Raw genomic sequence first — 15627 nt, forward strand, 5'->3', positions numbered from 1 at the left:
AACTTACGGCAGAGTGTTTGATAAAGCCTCTTCGAGGCCAAGACGCCGGAAGCACTTAAGCGCTGTCTGGCGGCTACTGTTGATGATATCCACCTTACCGGCCAACGCTCTGGCGCTACTGGCAAACTCCCCGCGCCAACGCGTAACATTCTCTGCTGTAGGGTTATCCAGCCCGACGTGATCACCATGCCAATGACTACCGCCATTAATGGAACAGTCAAACCCTAACAGGATGATGTTTTTTGCCCCCAGGCTGTCAGCAAACAGAATCGAGCGCTGTCCGGAGTTGAAGGCCCACCGGGTATCTGTATCAAACAGATTTAGCCCATAGCGTTTATGAGCCCGGTAATTACAGGTCCATCGAGAGGCGGAGGACGGCAGAACATCGATGTTTGCATCCCACCAACGCAGATCACCCGCGTAAATGTATTCACAATCAGGCGCGGCTCGCCAGGTGGAGTTAACAGCAATAACTGGCAGCCCCGATCCGGAGATCAGTTCGCAATCTGATTTATTGAGAGACGGGCCGGATGCACAAATGATGAATGTATTCATTCGTGTTGACCTGGTTCGGGAGTAATTAGTTACGGTTACCGATGCTTATCTTCGGCTTATCTCTGAGGACTTTAATTAAACATTTGAAAGAGAACACAGAGCAAACTGTGAAGAGGGCGTTCTCCGGAGAAGACCCTTAGCACATGCAACCAATACACTCATTAGCATTTTGCTACATCCACAAAAAAGCCCGCTATGCGGGCTTCTTGATGCTAAATGAGTAATCCCATGGATTGATAGCTCTCGCAAGAGGGGCAGTATTGGTTTTTTCATGAAAAAGTTTCGTGAAATTTAAAACGGAATTCATCCAAACTGCTTCATTTGCTTTTGTATGTGCAGGGGGATCCCAATACGCAAGCAATGCTGCATCCCTTCTTTCATTAACTGCGTAAATGAGATAAGCGTTGCTTGTTGGCTTTGGTCGATAATTCCCACGTTCATCTATCGGTCCGCATGCCCATTCACTCCAACATTCTTCAGTGCATGAATAAGAGTAGTTTGCATACTGACTAATATCTACATGAACCTTTCTCAGATGAAAACCAAGCGCCTCGTCAGGTCTCTCGAAAAGGGTGTCTTTTCCCAAACTTGGATGATGGCCATTACGCCAATGACATTTAAATGCTTCTTTTAATGAAATCAAAAAATCGTCAGTTTTGAAATCACCAGTTGGTATAACTCCACCGCTATACTCACTCAAAAGCATCGAAGTCCTCTTCCTTCATTCGAGCATCTAATGTGTTTAACATACGGAAGGACAACTCTGCCGAAGCTTCAGCAGAGATTACTTTGATTTTTGGCATGCTTGGGCTATTCGCAACACGCTTAGCGCCACAAAATATCGAAGCACGGCTACCTTTCTGAGTAACAGCAACCTTGCGCAGCACAACCCCATCCTTATCAATCACATTGACAAGATTGCTACGCATCAAAACCGAGCCGCGAGAAATGCGAGTCTTACGACGCTTTACAGGCGAACGGTCTGTAACCGGGCCGCGCGCCATGAATCCAAGCTTTGTCATCTCTAATCTCCGGTGAAGTGCTGCTATCAAACAAGGCGTTTACCTTTGAGGTAATATTACATCACTAAAACACTATAGCCAATTATTTTATAGTCGCGTTGACCTCTGAACGAAGGCATCATCATTGGGTAAGCAGCATCAGAGCCAAGCTATGTTTGTGAAAATGTATGTCTTCCAAGCGACCAAATTTGCGCAGAAAAAAAACCCGCTCGGAAGCGGGTTTAATTTCATGCAGGCGCAACAACCTACGATTTGAAGTATACACGACAAGTTCGGACAAAATCAAGCTTAAAGTCGCTAATATGCTAAATCTTGTTCACATCATCACGAAAGCTCGTTGCGTCCTGAAACGCCGAGTCTGCTTTTTGTTCTTCTCTATAGCAGACGTCGACAAGCCTCTCCAGAAACGGTTTCCAGTTACGGGTCCACGTTCTGACGTGCAGATCCGGGACTCGCTTCAGTATCGCTTTATAGGCTGCAGTAGACGGCACCCCAGAAAATCCATTTCCGCTGCAGCGCTCGCAGGTTTTAAACACCGGCGCGCCGCGCTCGCTTGTGGCTTTGCGGTCGAGCACCTCACCTTTGCCGCCGCAACGGCATCGGGCCAGCAGCTCACCTTTACCGTTACATGTCGCGCATTTACGCTTGACCAGTTCGTGCTTGATTTTCGGTGGTACGATTTCCATTCCGTCAGAGTTGAAGACTCCAGGATGTTTGATCACATCCTCATACTGAGAGGTTAATCCGCTGCCGCTGCAACTGTGACACTTCACGCTGGTTTCCGCTGAACGGGAGTATTCGGCAAAGGCGAATTGTGCGAGTACCAGTATGCACCAGCCAAACTCGCCTGCTGCTGCTTTACGTACATTCCTGGGCGCTGATTCCATTGCATGACGCGCCAGAGCCTGTACAGCCAGCTGCTCATCGCTTTTGCTGATCCCGGTCTTACCAAAGAAGGCAGCCAGACCAAACCGCGCCCGGCTGCTGGTGGTACCAATGGCCGCCATAACATCGGTGCCGGTGAGACGATCTGGAGAGGTTCCTTTCACGTCGTCGCTGATGTGCATCCCCTGAGGGCTGAAGTGTTTAAGTGAAGCTTCCAGTTTCATGCGGCCACCTGCTGCTTTTTATAGAATACCAACTCACGAACCTGATCGCCGTTCATGAGCATGTCGTTGAAGTCCCCGTTATCCGGGTAGTAGATGCTGATTTTTTCCAGGTCATTTTTTGCCAGTAAGTTGGCATGGGCACATTCCGTGGCCGCAGCCAATCCGGTGGCGCTGTTTACGTCTCGATCTGCGAAAATAATCAAATTCTTCACACCTGCAGGAACTCGGAATTTCTTCATGAATCCGCTGGTCATGGTGGCCCAGGTGTTAACGTTGTACAGCTGCTTGCAGGAAAGAGCCGTTTCGATACCCTCGGCAATTCCGAGGGTCGTCGCTACCGGGAACATGCGAATAGCGACGGAACGGGCATGATCCAGATAGCTTTCGTCCTGAAGAGATTTCTGCCGCTTCGCTCCGGAAGAATCCCTTAGTTGGGCTTTCTGATTGCCGTCCAGTAAGGTTCTGTGCAGATAGCAAAGCTCGCCTTTGTCGTCAGTTGCGAGTGAATACAGACACTGGTAAACCTTACCGCCGTAGCGTTGTTTATCATTGAACTTCACTGCCTCTTGTGGGAGCTGATAAATTCCCCTGGCCTGCAGATAATCCGCCCCGGTAGTTCCTTTCAGGTTGACCAGTTTCGAAAATTTGGACAGAACCCGATCACGGGCGCTTACTGCATCTGAAGTGCGCGGGAACGCTTCGCGGGTAAAGTTATTACCAATCAGCTGGTCTATTTCCCTGCAAATTTCATTGAATGGCTTCCCTTGTGTCAGAGTGACAAGCTTCATTCCGTCACCGCTGCCGCAGGTACAGATCCATGTTCCCCGGCCGTCCCGGTCATCAATACGCAGCTTTCCCCGCGCACCACATACCGGACATTCACCTTTAAAATGATTTCTGGCATTAATGGGAGGTAACCCGAAGTGCTCAAAAATCATTGCCCATTGACCTTTTGCCGCTTCTGCCGTTTTCATGCTCTTTTTCCTAACTGCTGTTTGATATCGCTAATCGCTTTCTGTGCCTGCTGTACTGAGGATGGGGCTGCCATGCTTGTTGCCTCCTGCAGGCGCTTGGCCTTCTCCTGCCCTTTCGCATACGCAATCAATTTGTGCCGGATGAAATTAGAGAAGGTTGGCGTGATCTCCATCGGGAAATCGCTTAACCCGTTAGGCCACTCGTCAAACCGTTCGCGAAAGGTATTTGCGCACCAGCCATCGCTGACGGGCTTTTTCCCCTGCGATACGCGCTGACGCTGATAGAATTTGATCTGACTCCACCAGGCCTGTTTCTCTGCCTTCGTGGGCTGATGCTGGTTTTTACCCAGCTTTTTGAGTTTGCGGCCGGTGTCGGTGTCGACGTCCTCACCGCCCAGCGGCTTATGCCCACATTTCGGGCATACATAGACGCCAGCTGGCTTCATGTAATGGCATTGAGAGCATTCATGTGGCAGTTTTTCGGCCCGTTCCTCAGCTGCGCGGCGCGCGATTTCCTCCATGCCGTCAGACTTACCGGGAAGATCGTCGTACTCGATTGAGTCCGGGTAACCCAAACGGTGCACGGTACCGCTATGATCGAAGATGAGGCAGGACTCTTTACCCGGTGCGGTGCGCAGGCCACGCCCGAGCGCCTGCAGCCAGCGAATTTCGCTTTTTGTTGGCCTGGCGTAGATGATGCAACGAACGTCACTATCGAAGCCGGCCACCAGAACGCCCACACTAACGATGATTTTCGTTGCACCGGTTTCAAAGCGGTGAATGATGGTCTGGCGTTCATCCACTGGAGTGTCGGCGGTCATGACCTCAGCGTTAACACCCGCAAGGTTAAACTGAATTGTCAGGTAATTGGCGTGGGCTACGTTGACGCAGAAAGCGATGGTAGGCAGATCCCGGCCATTCTCAAGCCAGTTCTGTACGATGTCGCCCACCAGCGTAGAGCCGCACATGATTTCAGCCAGCTGCGTTTCGTTGTAATCGCTCCCGTACTCAAGCGATGCTTTGGTTTTAACTCCTTTCAGATCCGGCTTAGTTGGCGCGTAAAATTCGTATTTACTCAAATCGCCACGCTGGATTAACTCGCCGATGGTGGTCGGTTTAATCAGTCGGTCATAGTATTTGCCCAGGAACGGGGAAAACGGAGTACCCGACAGGCCAATCACCTTTACGCCTTTGCCGCGCAGACGTTCGATATCCTTCAGGATGCGTTTTTTACGCAGGTGTGCTTCGTCAATAATCAGCAGATCAATATTTTCAGGAAAAACACGACGAATAAGCGTGTCGGCGCTGGCAATCTGAATTTTCCGGTCCGGATCGTAGTTCGGGTGATCCGCCCAGATATAACCGATTTCATCCCCAGGTAACCCATACTCCACGAACCGATTAGCCGTCTGACCGATCAGGATGGTGTACGGTGCACAGAACAGGACGCGCATACCACGGCTGACAAACCCGGCAACGATGAAGGCGGCCAAACCCGTTTTACCGCTACCGGTTGGCGAGTACACCATGAAGGTGTCGTTTGCCTTCCAGTCACGGCGCAACATGTTTAGCGCTCGTTCCTGTGCAAAATTCGGCGTGATCGTCAGCTCCATTGTGCAGCTCCCGTGCTGATGAGATAATAATTTTGTGATGTGGTTTTCATGGATTCCCCCTCACATGGCTGGTGGCCTCCCCAAAGGCTGCCAGCCTCCCTTCTGATTCAGCTCCTCTGAAAATTCACTCTTCCAGGAAGAACCCTTTTCGTTTCTCAGCGCCTGAGCGCTTTGTACTACCTTGCTGATACGGGCGTTTTTTTAAATTGCGCCTTAAGACAGTGATCTACTTAACCAATGGATCTCTCCTGTTGGAAAAGACCCTATTCCTGCCCCTACACCCAATCCCCCCCTTACCCCCCTTTCCCTCTTCCCCATAAAAACGTACTACTTACCTAGTACATATGAGGAGTTGGGTCAGTTGGTTGCCAACCTGAACAGGCACCTTTAAGCCTGCTTCTGTTCGGGTACCTTTAAACCCGAAACAATGAGGAGCGCGATTGCGATCCAGCCAGGGGAGGTTCGGCGGTATACCCCTGTAAAGCTCTGCCTTGATTTCTCACAAACAGGCGAAGCCTTGTGTTTGCTTCATGCCTTGCCCGGTTCTCCTTGCGGTAGGAAACGGGTTCAGCCTCGAAAGTCTCCTGATACACAGCGGCATAACGCTGGATAGCTTTTTGTCGTGCAGTTGGTGTCAGGCTTAGTAACTGCTGCTTAATCCACCCGGCATCAGCTTGTGAGTGGGTATCCGGCAGCAGTGCGTTATCGAAGTTGCTCTCCGGTATGTTCATCGGGAAAAACCTCATCCAGACTGGTTTCATATCCGAGCTGCTTAAAGGCGCTCACAATGCGTTTCCCAACTTCAATATCTGGGATTCGACGACCAGTTTCGTAGTGGCTAACGGCCCCTTGAGAGCTAGCGATCAACGCTGCCAGCTCCCCCTGGGTCACTTTTGCTTTCAGCCTTAAGCTCTTAATACCGCTCATTCGGATAGTTCCTATCTAAATAATACATAACGTACTATACACACATAAAACAATAATACAAAATGGAAGTTGCTCAAAAAATACGGATTGTAATAATCATGTCTATGAAACAGAGATGGCAGGACCTGGCCAAATCCAGGATGAAAGAAGTCGGAATGACTCAAGAACAGCTAGCTGAAGCACTCGGTATGACACAGGGTGGGCTAGGCCATTGGCTGAACGGAAGACGTGAACCTAACCTGGAGGTCATAGCAAAAATTTTTAAAATTCTACAAATGCCAGGTTTTGTGGTTGACGCTGACGGCGCAGTGAGCGACGCAAGAGCTGATCACAATGTGTCATTTCACGCCATGAATGAATCGAAAGGAAGCTACCCCGTAATCAGCTGGGTCAGCGCAGGGGATTGGATGGAAGCAGTGGAACCATATCATAGGCGCGCGATCGACCGCTGGTATGATACAACCGTGGAATGTTCAGAAGATTCATTCTGGTTAGATGTCAGAGGGGATTCGATGACATCGCCAGCTGGGCTTAGCATTCCTGAAGGCATGGCTATATTGGTCGATCCTCAGGTTGAACCCATCAACGGAAAGTTAGTTGTCGCTAAGCTCGATGGGGATAACGAGGCCACTTTCAAAAAGCTAGTTATCGATGCTGGTCAACGATTCCTCAAGCCGTTAAACCCTCAATACCCGATCATTCCCATTAATGGTAATTGCCGTATTATCGGCGTCGTGGTCGATGCAAAAATAACCAACCTGCCATAGTGCACAAGCCGCGAAAGCGGCTTTTTTTATCCCCTCTGTCACGAAATCAAACAAAAAAAACCTTAACAAACATAGGGATAAAAATTAATACATCAGATTAATCCGTTTTGTATTGACGATTATTAATACGTTATGTATTGTTTAATCATCAACAAGCAAACGGAGCAGCAAGATGAGCACTCAACAATTGGTATCTGAAAATGGTCACATCCATAAGCTAGCTATGGATATTGATCGCGTGGTAAACGTGCTTGAATATGCCGAATCTGATCCAGATACTGGCTATAAGCCAGCAGCCCTCATTCAAATTTGCATTAACCAATTAAAGAAAAATCTTTCAGTTATAAATCGCGAAATCGGACATGACTGGCCGGAGAATAAACAATGATAACTGATACTGTAGTTCTCAATAAAGAAGAAACAAGCTCTATGGTCATGAGTTGGGCGCACGATATAACTTGTTGTTCATCTTTATTATGGTTACTCCTTGAAAAAATGACCTCCGAGGAAGAAATAAGAGAACACGCATTAATTACTTTAGTTGTAAAAACATTAGAAGAAGTAAACGAACAAATAAATAACTTCGAAATCAAATCACTATAAATAAAAACAATTAATAAAACACCTTAAATGGTGTGACCAAACTCACCCCGAGGAAATGAAAATGCAAAATTCACTTTCTTTTAACGAGCCAATTAAAATACCACAAATGCTGTTCGGTTCTGACAATATTAATGATTTTGGAAACAGAGTTAAGAGCTGCAGGATGGAAGGTGATTCAATGCAGCCGACTATCGAACCCTGTGAGGTTGTAGCTTTTGTTGATTGTGGAGGCCGCGTTCTTACCCCCGGCATCTATGTTTTTACGGGCGATGTTTTTGGCCGTAACTGCCTCTTCATCAAGCGAATTGAACCCTTACCGGACGGGGCATTAAAGATTATTTCTGACAATCTCCATTACCAAACTTTCACTCTTAATTCTGGTGAGCAAAAAGATATGCGTATTCACGGAAGGGTTGTCGCTTCTTTAGCTGTGAGGCACTTCATATGACTTTCATCAAAGACAAAACGGCATATAGAACAGCGTGCCTTTATGCGGCGTGTGGTTACGAAGTAATCGCCAGGCTTTATCTTAAAAAAGCATATGGGAGGTAAACAATGCCAATTCAAGAACGCCAAGATATACAAGGCGTGAATGTTAAAGCTGAGCAGTTAAATGCCTTAATGCAAACAATTCACGCACACCACGAACAATTTGACCGCGACCAACTGGATGGCCTTTTAGGTCTAGCTTATGACCTAGCCAGTTTAATTTATAGCTGGACAGAGAGGGAAGAAACAATCGTTTTAGCGAATGAAGATACGCAAAGGGAGATTAAATAAATGGATAACTTAATCACTACGTATCGCCGACGAATCTTAAAGACTGCGTTATTACGCCACCAGCGTAAAACCGGAAGCACCTGCATCATTATTAATATGCCTAAGGGGGGAATAAACACCATCGAATTAACAGAAATACTGCTTGATGGTCTGTTGAGACGATTCGAAAAACTGGCTCTCAGTGAATACGGAAATATTGACGGCGTAAAAGCCATCAGAGGAATTTACAGCAACGCCGTAGATGTGAATGGCAGCGGTGAGTTCCTGACAGAAAGCGGAAAGGCATTAATCGACTATCTCATTGCTGAGCTGGTCGAGTTTGCCAAGAAACAAAAATCAGTCACAGCGGAGACAAGCCATGAGTGATCAGACACCAATTATCACGCACGAACCAGTAAATATCGTGCTGACAATCGAGAACGGGAAAGTTATCCACGCGCGCCCGGTTCAGAACGGCGAGGTTACAGCATCGCTGGAGACTTTTTTATGGATGGCTGAACGCGCCGGTTACACGATCACCCCACCTGCAGGAGAGAAGGACAATGGCCCTGACAGCGATACGAATTCCTGAGTGGGTGCATCTGCAGGCGGTCCATGTCCTCCGCCAGTTCAGAGCCAGGCGGATTCATCCCTGCCGTATGCACGGCTCCGGAAACCTGAGCCTGAGGGTTAATCGCCGCTGGCGGCTGCTGTCCCGAGACGGCGGCCAGAACTGGGAAGTAATGAGCCATGAACGATACAGCAAACTGAAGGACAGAAAATGAAAGCATTCTTCCTTTCTCTGCTGTTTGGCCTGTTGCTGGTGGCCGTCGTGTTCGGCGCGCTGATTGAGTATAAATTTTTGATAGGTTTCTGAGGCATGCCATGAAAAAAGGTACCACTGAGATTATTGAACGCTGGACCCGTTTAGCGGTGGAGGCCAAAGAGCTGGGGCTCGCCACCATTCCCATCGATCCGGAAAACATGTTGATGGTGCTGGGGGATCTGCCGGCCAGTTCGGCTGAAAAGTCAGCCGATTGCCAGAATGACTATCAGGATGCGATCGACATCTTGCGCGACAGAGCTGCTCGCGAACTCGATGGTGGTTTTCGCGCTCATCACAACGCCCTGATTTATGCAGTTAATGAACTGGAAAATGCCCAGGCTTTCGGGCGGGAGGTCAGTCATGAGTCTTGACTGTGTACCCCTTTCTACGTACTGCAGGGACGCGGGGGAAACGGTAGAAGCCGTTAACAAACGGATACAAAGGGGGTTATGGAAGGAGGGAGTACATGTATTAAAAGTCGATGGCGTTAAAGAACGCTGGATTGACTTAACGGAGGTTTCAAAGTGGGCAAGAAAGAACAAGGATCATTATCTCTCCCAAGAGGAGTAACCATCCGCCAGCATAAAACTGGCGACACTCTGGTTATCACTTTCACATACAAAGGGGTTCTGTGCCGGGAGCCCCTCTCCAAAATGGAAGCAAACGCGCGCGGTGTGAAGTACGCCGAGCGCCTGCTCGGGGAGATACAAAACCAGATCGTCAGTGGCACCTTTGAATATGCGAAATATTTCCCCAACTCCAAAAAGCTGGAGCTGTTCGGGGTGGTAAAGAAAACCAAAAACATAAAGTCTTACCTGGACGAGTACCTGAAAATCTGCCAGAACCGCAACCTGTCCCCGTCGACTATCAACGGTTATGAAAAATGCCTGTCGGCGCTGTCAGCTCTGCATAAACTCCACGTGTCAGAACTGACGCCAGCGGTCCTTAAAAACTGGATAGCCAGCCGGAAAACAAAGCTGAAAACGACCAGGAATAACCTTTCGTTTCTGCGCAGCGCCATTGATGAAGCTGTTACGGATGGCCTGCTGACCATTAACCCGGTAACCCTCGTCAGCGCCAGCCGGTATCACGTGATCGACAGCAGCCCAAGCGCCGATGATTACGAGGTTGACCCGTTCACACCAGCGGAAACCATCGCTATTTACCAGAGTTGCAGGTATCCGGAATGGGAAAACCTATTCCGCTTTGCTTTCAATACCGGTCTGCGTAGTTCCGAACTGTGCGCGCTGCGCTGGCCTGATCTCGACACCATAGCGAACACAGCTCACGTACAGGCGGCCAGTGTCGTAGGGGTACTCAAAGGCACCAAGACAAAAGCCGGTACCCGTAAGGTTGAGCTGAACAGTGAGGCACTGGCTGCACTGAAGGCGCAGAAGCAATACACCTTTATGAAAAGTGAGTTCATATTCAGCGATCCAAAAACGGGAGAACCCTGGGCGAACGCCGACGCGATCCGTAAAAAAGCATGGGTACCGACCCTGAAAAAAGCTGGCGTGCGCTATCGTAACCCGTACCAGACGCGGCACACATTCGCCACCAAGCATATTAGCCAGGGCGTTAACCTCTTCTGGCTTGCCGGACAGATGGGCCACAAAGGGCCGGAAATGATATTCCGCAACTACGGTAAATACCTGGCTGAATATGACGGTAAAACCGCGATTTCAGCCGCGCTGTAGCGGGGGAAATATTTCAAAATGTTGGACAGAATCAGGACGTTAGACAGACCTCAATATGCACGTAAAATGCACCTGAGGCCTACCACAGTGGAAATGTTGTTTATTTTCAATTGGTTGAATATCTTTCAGACGCGAGTTCAACTCCCGCCAGCTCCACCAAATATAACGGCCTGATTCTCTTAGAGTTTCAGGCCGTTTTTCTTTGGGCGTGTGGCACAACTGTGACTCAGGAGTGTACCATATGCCATCAAACAACATCCCCCATTACCTCTATAAGCGTAACCACACCTGGTGGTTCAGGAAGCGTTTCGTATCTGAGGGCAATGCAATCGAATACAGACTGAGCCTGCAAACAGCAAGCTTTCAGCGTGCTCGTCTTCTTGCCCTGCGTTTACAGACACTCTGCTAACAGATGGTTGCTTCTTTGGGGGCCCCCAAGAAACTGAAGAATGGCGTGATGGACAAATCAGCACAAGAGCAAATCAGAGCAAAACTTCGAGCCAAAGTTGCCGAATGGACCGCCGAGGAAACAGAACATTGGTTCTGCGGCTCTACACGTAATGAAGGCAATCTGAACGATTATCTTGAGACATTAGATATGGTTGTCTCTGATTTGAAAGAACGCATCGCATACGATGATAAACCATCTCTGCACCGGGCCGAAGCAAGTACCGTTCTGGACGAACTGCCACACCTCAAAGCTACTCTCAGTGAATACGATTACCAAGTCATTGCTCGCATGGTGGCGCAAGCCAAGGTTAAATCCTTGCAGGATACCAGAGCAATTATTTCTTGGTGGGGATGCTGACTGGCTTACAACTAGCCCAGTTTCCTCACAAGAGATGCCCCATTCTGATGTTCATTTTCTTTCAGATATGATCAGCAAGTACCAAGCCGAGAACGCAAGCAAAGAACACTCGCAGAAGAGTCAGGACAAATATGCTCACTCGCTCGCACTGACCTTCAGTTTCTTCGGCAATGTGCCCATTTCGGAGATCTCATTATCCAGCGGTAGAGAGTTTCGTGAGTTACTTGCATCATTACCTGAGAAACTCAAAGCCAAAGAAATGCTCGAAACTCCACTGCTCGAGCTTATTTCTAAGAAAAAGGCGTCCAAAACTATCGCAACGGCTACTGCTAACGATCATCTTGAAAAGGTACGCCGCTTCTTTCAATGGATGCTAGATACAGGGTATCTGCCTGAAGACAATCCCATACCTAAAGAACCACTACCCGAGCCGAAACAGAGCAATAAAGCAGCGAGACATGCGACTTCTGACGAAGATGTGACCTGCCCCCACGATTAGATACAACACTCAGTTAGTAACGTCGGAATCTTCATTCTCAGAATGACCCTTTCTCCAGCCCGCTGCAAATTCAGACGGTGTCTGATAATTCAGCGTGGAGTGCGGGCGGCATTCGTTATAATCCTGCCGCCAGTCATTAATAATTTTCCTGGCATGAACGATATCGCTGAACCAGTGCTCATTCAAACATTCATCGCGAAATCGTCCGTTAAAGCTCTCAATAAATCCGTTCTGCGTTGGCTTGCCCGGCTGGATTAAGCGCAACTCAACACCATGCTCAAAGGCCCATTGATCCAGTGCACGGCAAGTGAACTCCGGCCCCTGGTCAGTTCTTATCGTCGCCGGATAGCCTCGAAACAGTGCAATGCTGTCCAGAATACGCGTGACCTGAACGCCTGAAATCCCAAAGGCAACAGTGACCGTCAGGCATTCCTTTGTGAAATCATCGACGCAGGTAAGACACTTGATCCTGCGACCGGTGGAAAGTGCGTCCATGACGAAATCCATCGACCAGGTCAGATTGGGCGCCGCCGGACGGAGCAGCGGCAGACGTTCTGTTGCCAGCCCTTTACGACGTCTTCTGCGTTTTACGCCCAGGCCACTGAGGTGATAAAGCCGGTACACGCGCTTATGATTAACATGAAGCCCTTCACGGCGCAGCAACTGCCAAATACGACGGTAGCCAAAACGCCTGCGCTCCAGTGCCAGCTCAGTGATGCGCCCTGATAAATGCGCATCAGCAGCCGGACGGTGAGCCTCATAGCGGCAGGTCGACAGGGATAAACCTGTAAGCCTGCAGGCACGACGTTGCGACAGACCGGTCGCATCACACATCAACATCACGGCTTCCCGCTTCTGGTCTGTCGTCAGTACTTTCGCCCAAGAGCCACCTGAAGCGCCTCTTTATCCAGCATGGCTTCGGCAAGCAGCTTCTTGAGTCTGGCGTTCTCTTCCTCAAGCGACTTCAGGCGCTTAACTTCAGGCACCTCCATACCGCCATACTTCTTACGCCAGGTGTAAAACGTGGCATCGGAAATGGCATGCTTGCGGCAGAGTTCACGGGCGGGTACCCCAGCTTCGGCTTCGCGGAGAATACTGATGATCTGTTCGTCGGAAAAACGCTTCTTCATGGGGATGTCCTCATGTGGCTTATGAAGACATTACTAACATCGGGGTGTACTAATCAACGGGGAGCAGGTCAGATGCAGTAAAAGTGTTTAAACATCAGATCTTTACTGAGCATCAAGGTCTTGTGACCACCAAAATTCAACATCCACATCACTTCTGGCTTCCTTTGCTCTGCCTCTTTACAGGCATTCGCCCGAACGAGGCATGTTTACTATATGTTGATGACATCGAGCTGGTGGGTAAGGTGTGGTGTATTGAAGTGGCACACTGAATTTGGCCACCTGAACAGAGGTGATATGCTCACCTCAGAACAACACAGGTGCTCCAATGAAAAAAAGAAATTTCAGCGCAGAGTTTAAACGCGAATCCGCTCAACTGGTTGTTGACCAGAACTACACGGTGGCAGATGCCGCCAAAGCTATGGATGTTGGCCTTTCCACAATGACAAGATGGGTCAAACAACTGCGTGATGAGCGTCAGGGCAAAACACCAAAAGCCTCTCCGATAACACCAGAACAAATCGAAATACGTGAGCTGAGGAAAAAGCTACAACGCATTGAAATGGAGAATGAAATATTAAAAAAGGCTACCGCGCTCTTGATGTCAGACTCCCTGAACAGTTCTCGATAATCGGGAAACTCAGAGCGCATTATCCTGTGGTCACACTCTGCCATGTGTTCGGGGTTCATCGCAGCAGCTACAGATACTGGAAAAACCGTCCTGAAAAACCAGACGGCAGACGGGCTGTATTACGCAGTCAGGTACTTGAGCTACATGGCATCAGCCACGGTTCGGCCGGAGCAAGAAGCATCGCCACAATGGCAACCCGGAGAGGCTACCAGATGGGACGCTGGCTTGCTGGCAGGCTCATGAAAGAGCTGGGGCTGGTCAGCTGTCAGCAGCCGACTCACCGGTATAAACGTGGTGGTCATGAACATGTTGCTATCCCTAACTACCTTGAACGGCAGTTCGCCGTGACCGAGCCAAATCAGGTGTGGTGCGGTGATGTGACCTATATCTGGACGGGTAAGCGCTGGGCGTACCTCGCCGTTGTTCTCGACCTGTTCGCAAGAAAACCAGTGGGCTGGGCCATGTCGTTCTCGCCGGACAGCAGGCTCACCATGAAAGCGCTGGAAATGGCATGGGAAACCCGTGGTAAGCCCGGCGGGGTGATGTTCCACAGCGATCAGGGCAGTCATTATACGAGCAGGCAGTTCCGGCAGTTATTGTGGCGATACCAGATCAGGCAGAGTATGAGCCGGCGCGGAAATTGCTGGGATAACAGCCCAATGGAACGCTTCTTCAGAAGTCTGAAGAACGAATGGATACCGGTGGTGGGTTACGTAAGCTTCAGCGAGGCAGCTCACGCCATAACGGATTATATCGTTGGATATTACAGCGCACTAAGACCGCACGAATATAACGGTGGGTTACCCCCAAACGAATCGGAAAATCGATACTGGAAAAACTCTAACTCGGTGGCCAGTTTTTGTTGACCACTTCATATACGCATTGATAAGCGTTTTGATGAACAAAGGTTAAAAACGCCCAACGCCTTACGCTATATCCCTCTGCATAAGTGTCTACTGGAAATTGGCTTCTTGAGATATGTACATGATTTCCGCACTTTGGTAGGTGGAAACAGCCGACTATTCCCAGAGATTAAGGCGATCAAAGGCTACCACTCACATAAACCCGGAGAGTGGTTTAACCGTAACATTCGCGGTAAGCAGGGCCTAGATCCGAGTTCAACTCTTTATACCTTCAGACACGCTTTTCGCGACAAGTTAGTAATGCTGAATGCAACTGATGAATACCTAAACCGTTTAATGGGACATCAAGGTAGCCCCTATGGTAGTTCATTGTTAACCGATGTTACTTGTATGAAGGAGCTCATCGATAAGATTGAGTTTGCAAGCATTGTTCACGGCATTAAACCTTATGCAAACTTACAAGACTTCCGTAACGTAGCTGGGAGGACGAAATGTGCACATGAACAAGACGTTGGATGACGGTTACCTCACAGTCAAAGATTACGGAACCCTCGCACGGAGATCACGAAAACAGATAGATAACGAAGGGGCAATCCTCACTTTCAGCAACGGGGAGGTAAGAGCCAAAATTCTTCCTCTGGTGAAAAACGGTGTGGTCCGTTTCTACTTATGGGATAAAGGGGACTGGAGAGCTTGTAGTTGGAAATAGCCCCCAGCCATAAATGAATTCAGCTTCCAGTTAGGAGTTGGATTCATCTCTTTAAGGTTTTATTTGAAAGTAAATTTTGCTTAAGGAGAAAAGTCTTACAATTACGCATCTATAACCCACAACCGCAAGAAAATATTT

Annotated in this window: 23 protein-coding genes; 14 read left to right on the plus strand and 9 right to left on the minus strand. The window is 48.9% G+C overall.

The window, feature by feature from the left end:
• Positions 1–3 precede the first annotated feature (3 nt).
• The 8 genes from L3068_RS17450 to L3068_RS17485 form a co-directional block, all read right to left on the minus strand.
• Positions 4–555: a motility associated factor glycosyltransferase family protein gene (locus L3068_RS17450; protein ID WP_236904749.1), complete on the minus strand. Its 552-nt coding sequence runs from the start codon at positions 553–555 to the stop codon at positions 4–6.
• A gap of 193 nt (positions 556–748) precedes the next feature.
• Positions 749–1261, minus strand: a complete 513-nt coding sequence (locus L3068_RS17455) for a type II toxin-antitoxin system YafO family toxin (protein ID WP_236904750.1) — start codon at positions 1259–1261, stop codon at positions 749–751.
• Positions 1248–1577 carry a hypothetical protein gene (locus L3068_RS17460; RefSeq protein ID WP_236904751.1) on the minus strand — a complete coding sequence of 110 codons (330 nt, stop codon included), beginning with the start codon at positions 1575–1577 and terminating at the stop codon, positions 1248–1250. The genes L3068_RS17455 and L3068_RS17460 overlap by 14 nt, the downstream gene beginning before the upstream one ends.
• A 305-nt stretch (positions 1578–1882) precedes the next feature.
• Positions 1883–2686 (minus strand): antitermination protein, encoded by an 804-nt coding sequence (locus L3068_RS17465; RefSeq protein WP_137579919.1) that lies wholly within the window; start codon positions 2684–2686, stop codon positions 1883–1885.
• The gene (locus L3068_RS17470) at positions 2683–3660 is read right to left on the minus strand and encodes a toprim domain-containing protein (protein WP_047667812.1); all 978 of its coding nucleotides are present in this window, start codon (positions 3658–3660) and stop codon (positions 2683–2685) included. Before L3068_RS17470 ends, L3068_RS17465 begins: the two co-directional genes overlap by 4 nt.
• Entirely contained in the window at positions 3657–5273 is a 1617-nt protein-coding gene (locus L3068_RS17475; RefSeq protein ID WP_236904752.1) for a DEAD/DEAH box helicase, read from the minus strand. The genes L3068_RS17470 and L3068_RS17475 overlap by 4 nt, the downstream gene beginning before the upstream one ends.
• A 413-nt stretch (positions 5274–5686) precedes the next feature.
• Entirely contained in the window at positions 5687–6004 is a 318-nt protein-coding gene (locus tag L3068_RS17480; RefSeq protein ID WP_236904879.1) for a hypothetical protein, read from the minus strand.
• Positions 5976–6200 (minus strand): helix-turn-helix transcriptional regulator, encoded by a 225-nt coding sequence (locus L3068_RS17485; RefSeq protein ID WP_236904753.1) that lies wholly within the window; start codon positions 6198–6200, stop codon positions 5976–5978. The genes L3068_RS17480 and L3068_RS17485 overlap by 29 nt, the downstream gene beginning before the upstream one ends.
• Positions 6201–6298: 98 nt before the next feature.
• Between L3068_RS17485 and L3068_RS17490 the strand changes: the two genes are divergently transcribed.
• The 13 genes from L3068_RS17490 (at position 6299) to L3068_RS17550 (ending at position 12159) form a co-directional block, all read left to right on the plus strand.
• The gene (locus tag L3068_RS17490) at positions 6299–6967 is read left to right on the plus strand and encodes a LexA family protein (RefSeq protein ID WP_047343662.1); all 669 of its coding nucleotides are present in this window, start codon (positions 6299–6301) and stop codon (positions 6965–6967) included.
• A gap of 172 nt (positions 6968–7139) precedes the next feature.
• The gene (locus L3068_RS17495; RefSeq protein ID WP_105884455.1) at positions 7140–7355 is read left to right on the plus strand and encodes a hypothetical protein; all 216 of its coding nucleotides are present in this window, start codon (positions 7140–7142) and stop codon (positions 7353–7355) included.
• Complete coding sequence (locus tag L3068_RS17500; RefSeq protein WP_236904754.1) at positions 7352–7570, plus strand: hypothetical protein; 219 nt, start codon at positions 7352–7354, stop codon at positions 7568–7570. Before L3068_RS17495 ends, L3068_RS17500 begins: the two co-directional genes overlap by 4 nt.
• Before the next feature lie 61 nt (positions 7571–7631).
• Positions 7632–8018 (plus strand): S24 family peptidase, encoded by a 387-nt coding sequence (locus L3068_RS17505; RefSeq protein ID WP_236904755.1) that lies wholly within the window; start codon positions 7632–7634, stop codon positions 8016–8018.
• A gap of 107 nt (positions 8019–8125) precedes the next feature.
• Positions 8126–8350, plus strand: coding sequence for a hypothetical protein (locus L3068_RS17510; RefSeq protein WP_232937721.1), 225 nt, complete (start codon positions 8126–8128; stop codon positions 8348–8350).
• A complete protein-coding gene (locus L3068_RS17515; RefSeq protein WP_236904756.1) occupies positions 8351–8716 on the plus strand; it encodes a hypothetical protein in 366 nt (121 codons plus the stop codon).
• Entirely contained in the window at positions 8709–8921 is a 213-nt protein-coding gene (locus L3068_RS17520) for a hypothetical protein (RefSeq protein WP_023150192.1), read from the plus strand. The genes L3068_RS17515 and L3068_RS17520 overlap by 8 nt, the downstream gene beginning before the upstream one ends.
• The gene (locus L3068_RS17525) at positions 8893–9114 is read left to right on the plus strand and encodes a ParE family toxin-like protein (protein ID WP_023325729.1); all 222 of its coding nucleotides are present in this window, start codon (positions 8893–8895) and stop codon (positions 9112–9114) included. Before L3068_RS17520 ends, L3068_RS17525 begins: the two co-directional genes overlap by 29 nt.
• Positions 9115–9214: 100 nt before the next feature.
• Positions 9215–9526: a hypothetical protein gene (locus tag L3068_RS17530; RefSeq protein ID WP_232937725.1), complete on the plus strand. Its 312-nt coding sequence runs from the start codon at positions 9215–9217 to the stop codon at positions 9524–9526.
• On the plus strand, positions 9516–9725 hold the full coding sequence (locus tag L3068_RS17535; RefSeq protein WP_000050710.1) for a hypothetical protein: 210 nt from the start codon (positions 9516–9518) through the stop codon (positions 9723–9725). Before L3068_RS17530 ends, L3068_RS17535 begins: the two co-directional genes overlap by 11 nt.
• Entirely contained in the window at positions 9680–10852 is a 1173-nt protein-coding gene (locus L3068_RS17540) for an Arm DNA-binding domain-containing protein (RefSeq protein WP_200442530.1), read from the plus strand. The genes L3068_RS17535 and L3068_RS17540 overlap by 46 nt, the downstream gene beginning before the upstream one ends.
• A 457-nt stretch (positions 10853–11309) precedes the next feature.
• Positions 11310–11660: a hypothetical protein gene (locus L3068_RS17545; protein WP_149278394.1), complete on the plus strand. Its 351-nt coding sequence runs from the start codon at positions 11310–11312 to the stop codon at positions 11658–11660.
• Between the two features lie 34 nt (positions 11661–11694).
• Positions 11695–12159, plus strand: a complete 465-nt coding sequence (locus L3068_RS17550; RefSeq protein WP_214602916.1) for a hypothetical protein — start codon at positions 11695–11697, stop codon at positions 12157–12159.
• A 9-nt stretch (positions 12160–12168) separates the two neighbouring features.
• On the opposite strand, the gene L3068_RS17555 is transcribed toward L3068_RS17550, so the two are convergent.
• Positions 12169–13289, minus strand: a protein-coding gene (locus L3068_RS17555; protein WP_087451024.1) for an IS3-like element ISSen4 family transposase whose coding sequence is annotated in 2 segments (ribosomal slippage) — positions 12169–13031 and positions 13031–13289 — 1122 coding nt in all. Because the reading frame shifts where the segments join, the coding sequence is not laid out codon by codon here.
• Positions 13290–13614: 325 nt separating this feature from the next.
• On the opposite strand from L3068_RS17555, the gene L3068_RS17560 reads away from it, so the two are divergent.
• Positions 13615–14783, plus strand: a protein-coding gene (locus L3068_RS17560) for an IS3-like element IS911 family transposase (protein ID WP_094461488.1) whose coding sequence is annotated in 2 segments (ribosomal slippage) — positions 13615–13864 and positions 13864–14783 — 1170 coding nt in all. Because the reading frame shifts where the segments join, the coding sequence is not laid out codon by codon here.
• The last annotated feature ends 844 nt before the right edge of the window (positions 14784–15627 follow it).

Source organism: Enterobacter cloacae complex sp. ECL414, assembly GCF_021869685.1.
In the GTDB taxonomy this organism is placed as follows: domain Bacteria; phylum Pseudomonadota; class Gammaproteobacteria; order Enterobacterales; family Enterobacteriaceae; genus Enterobacter; species Enterobacter kobei.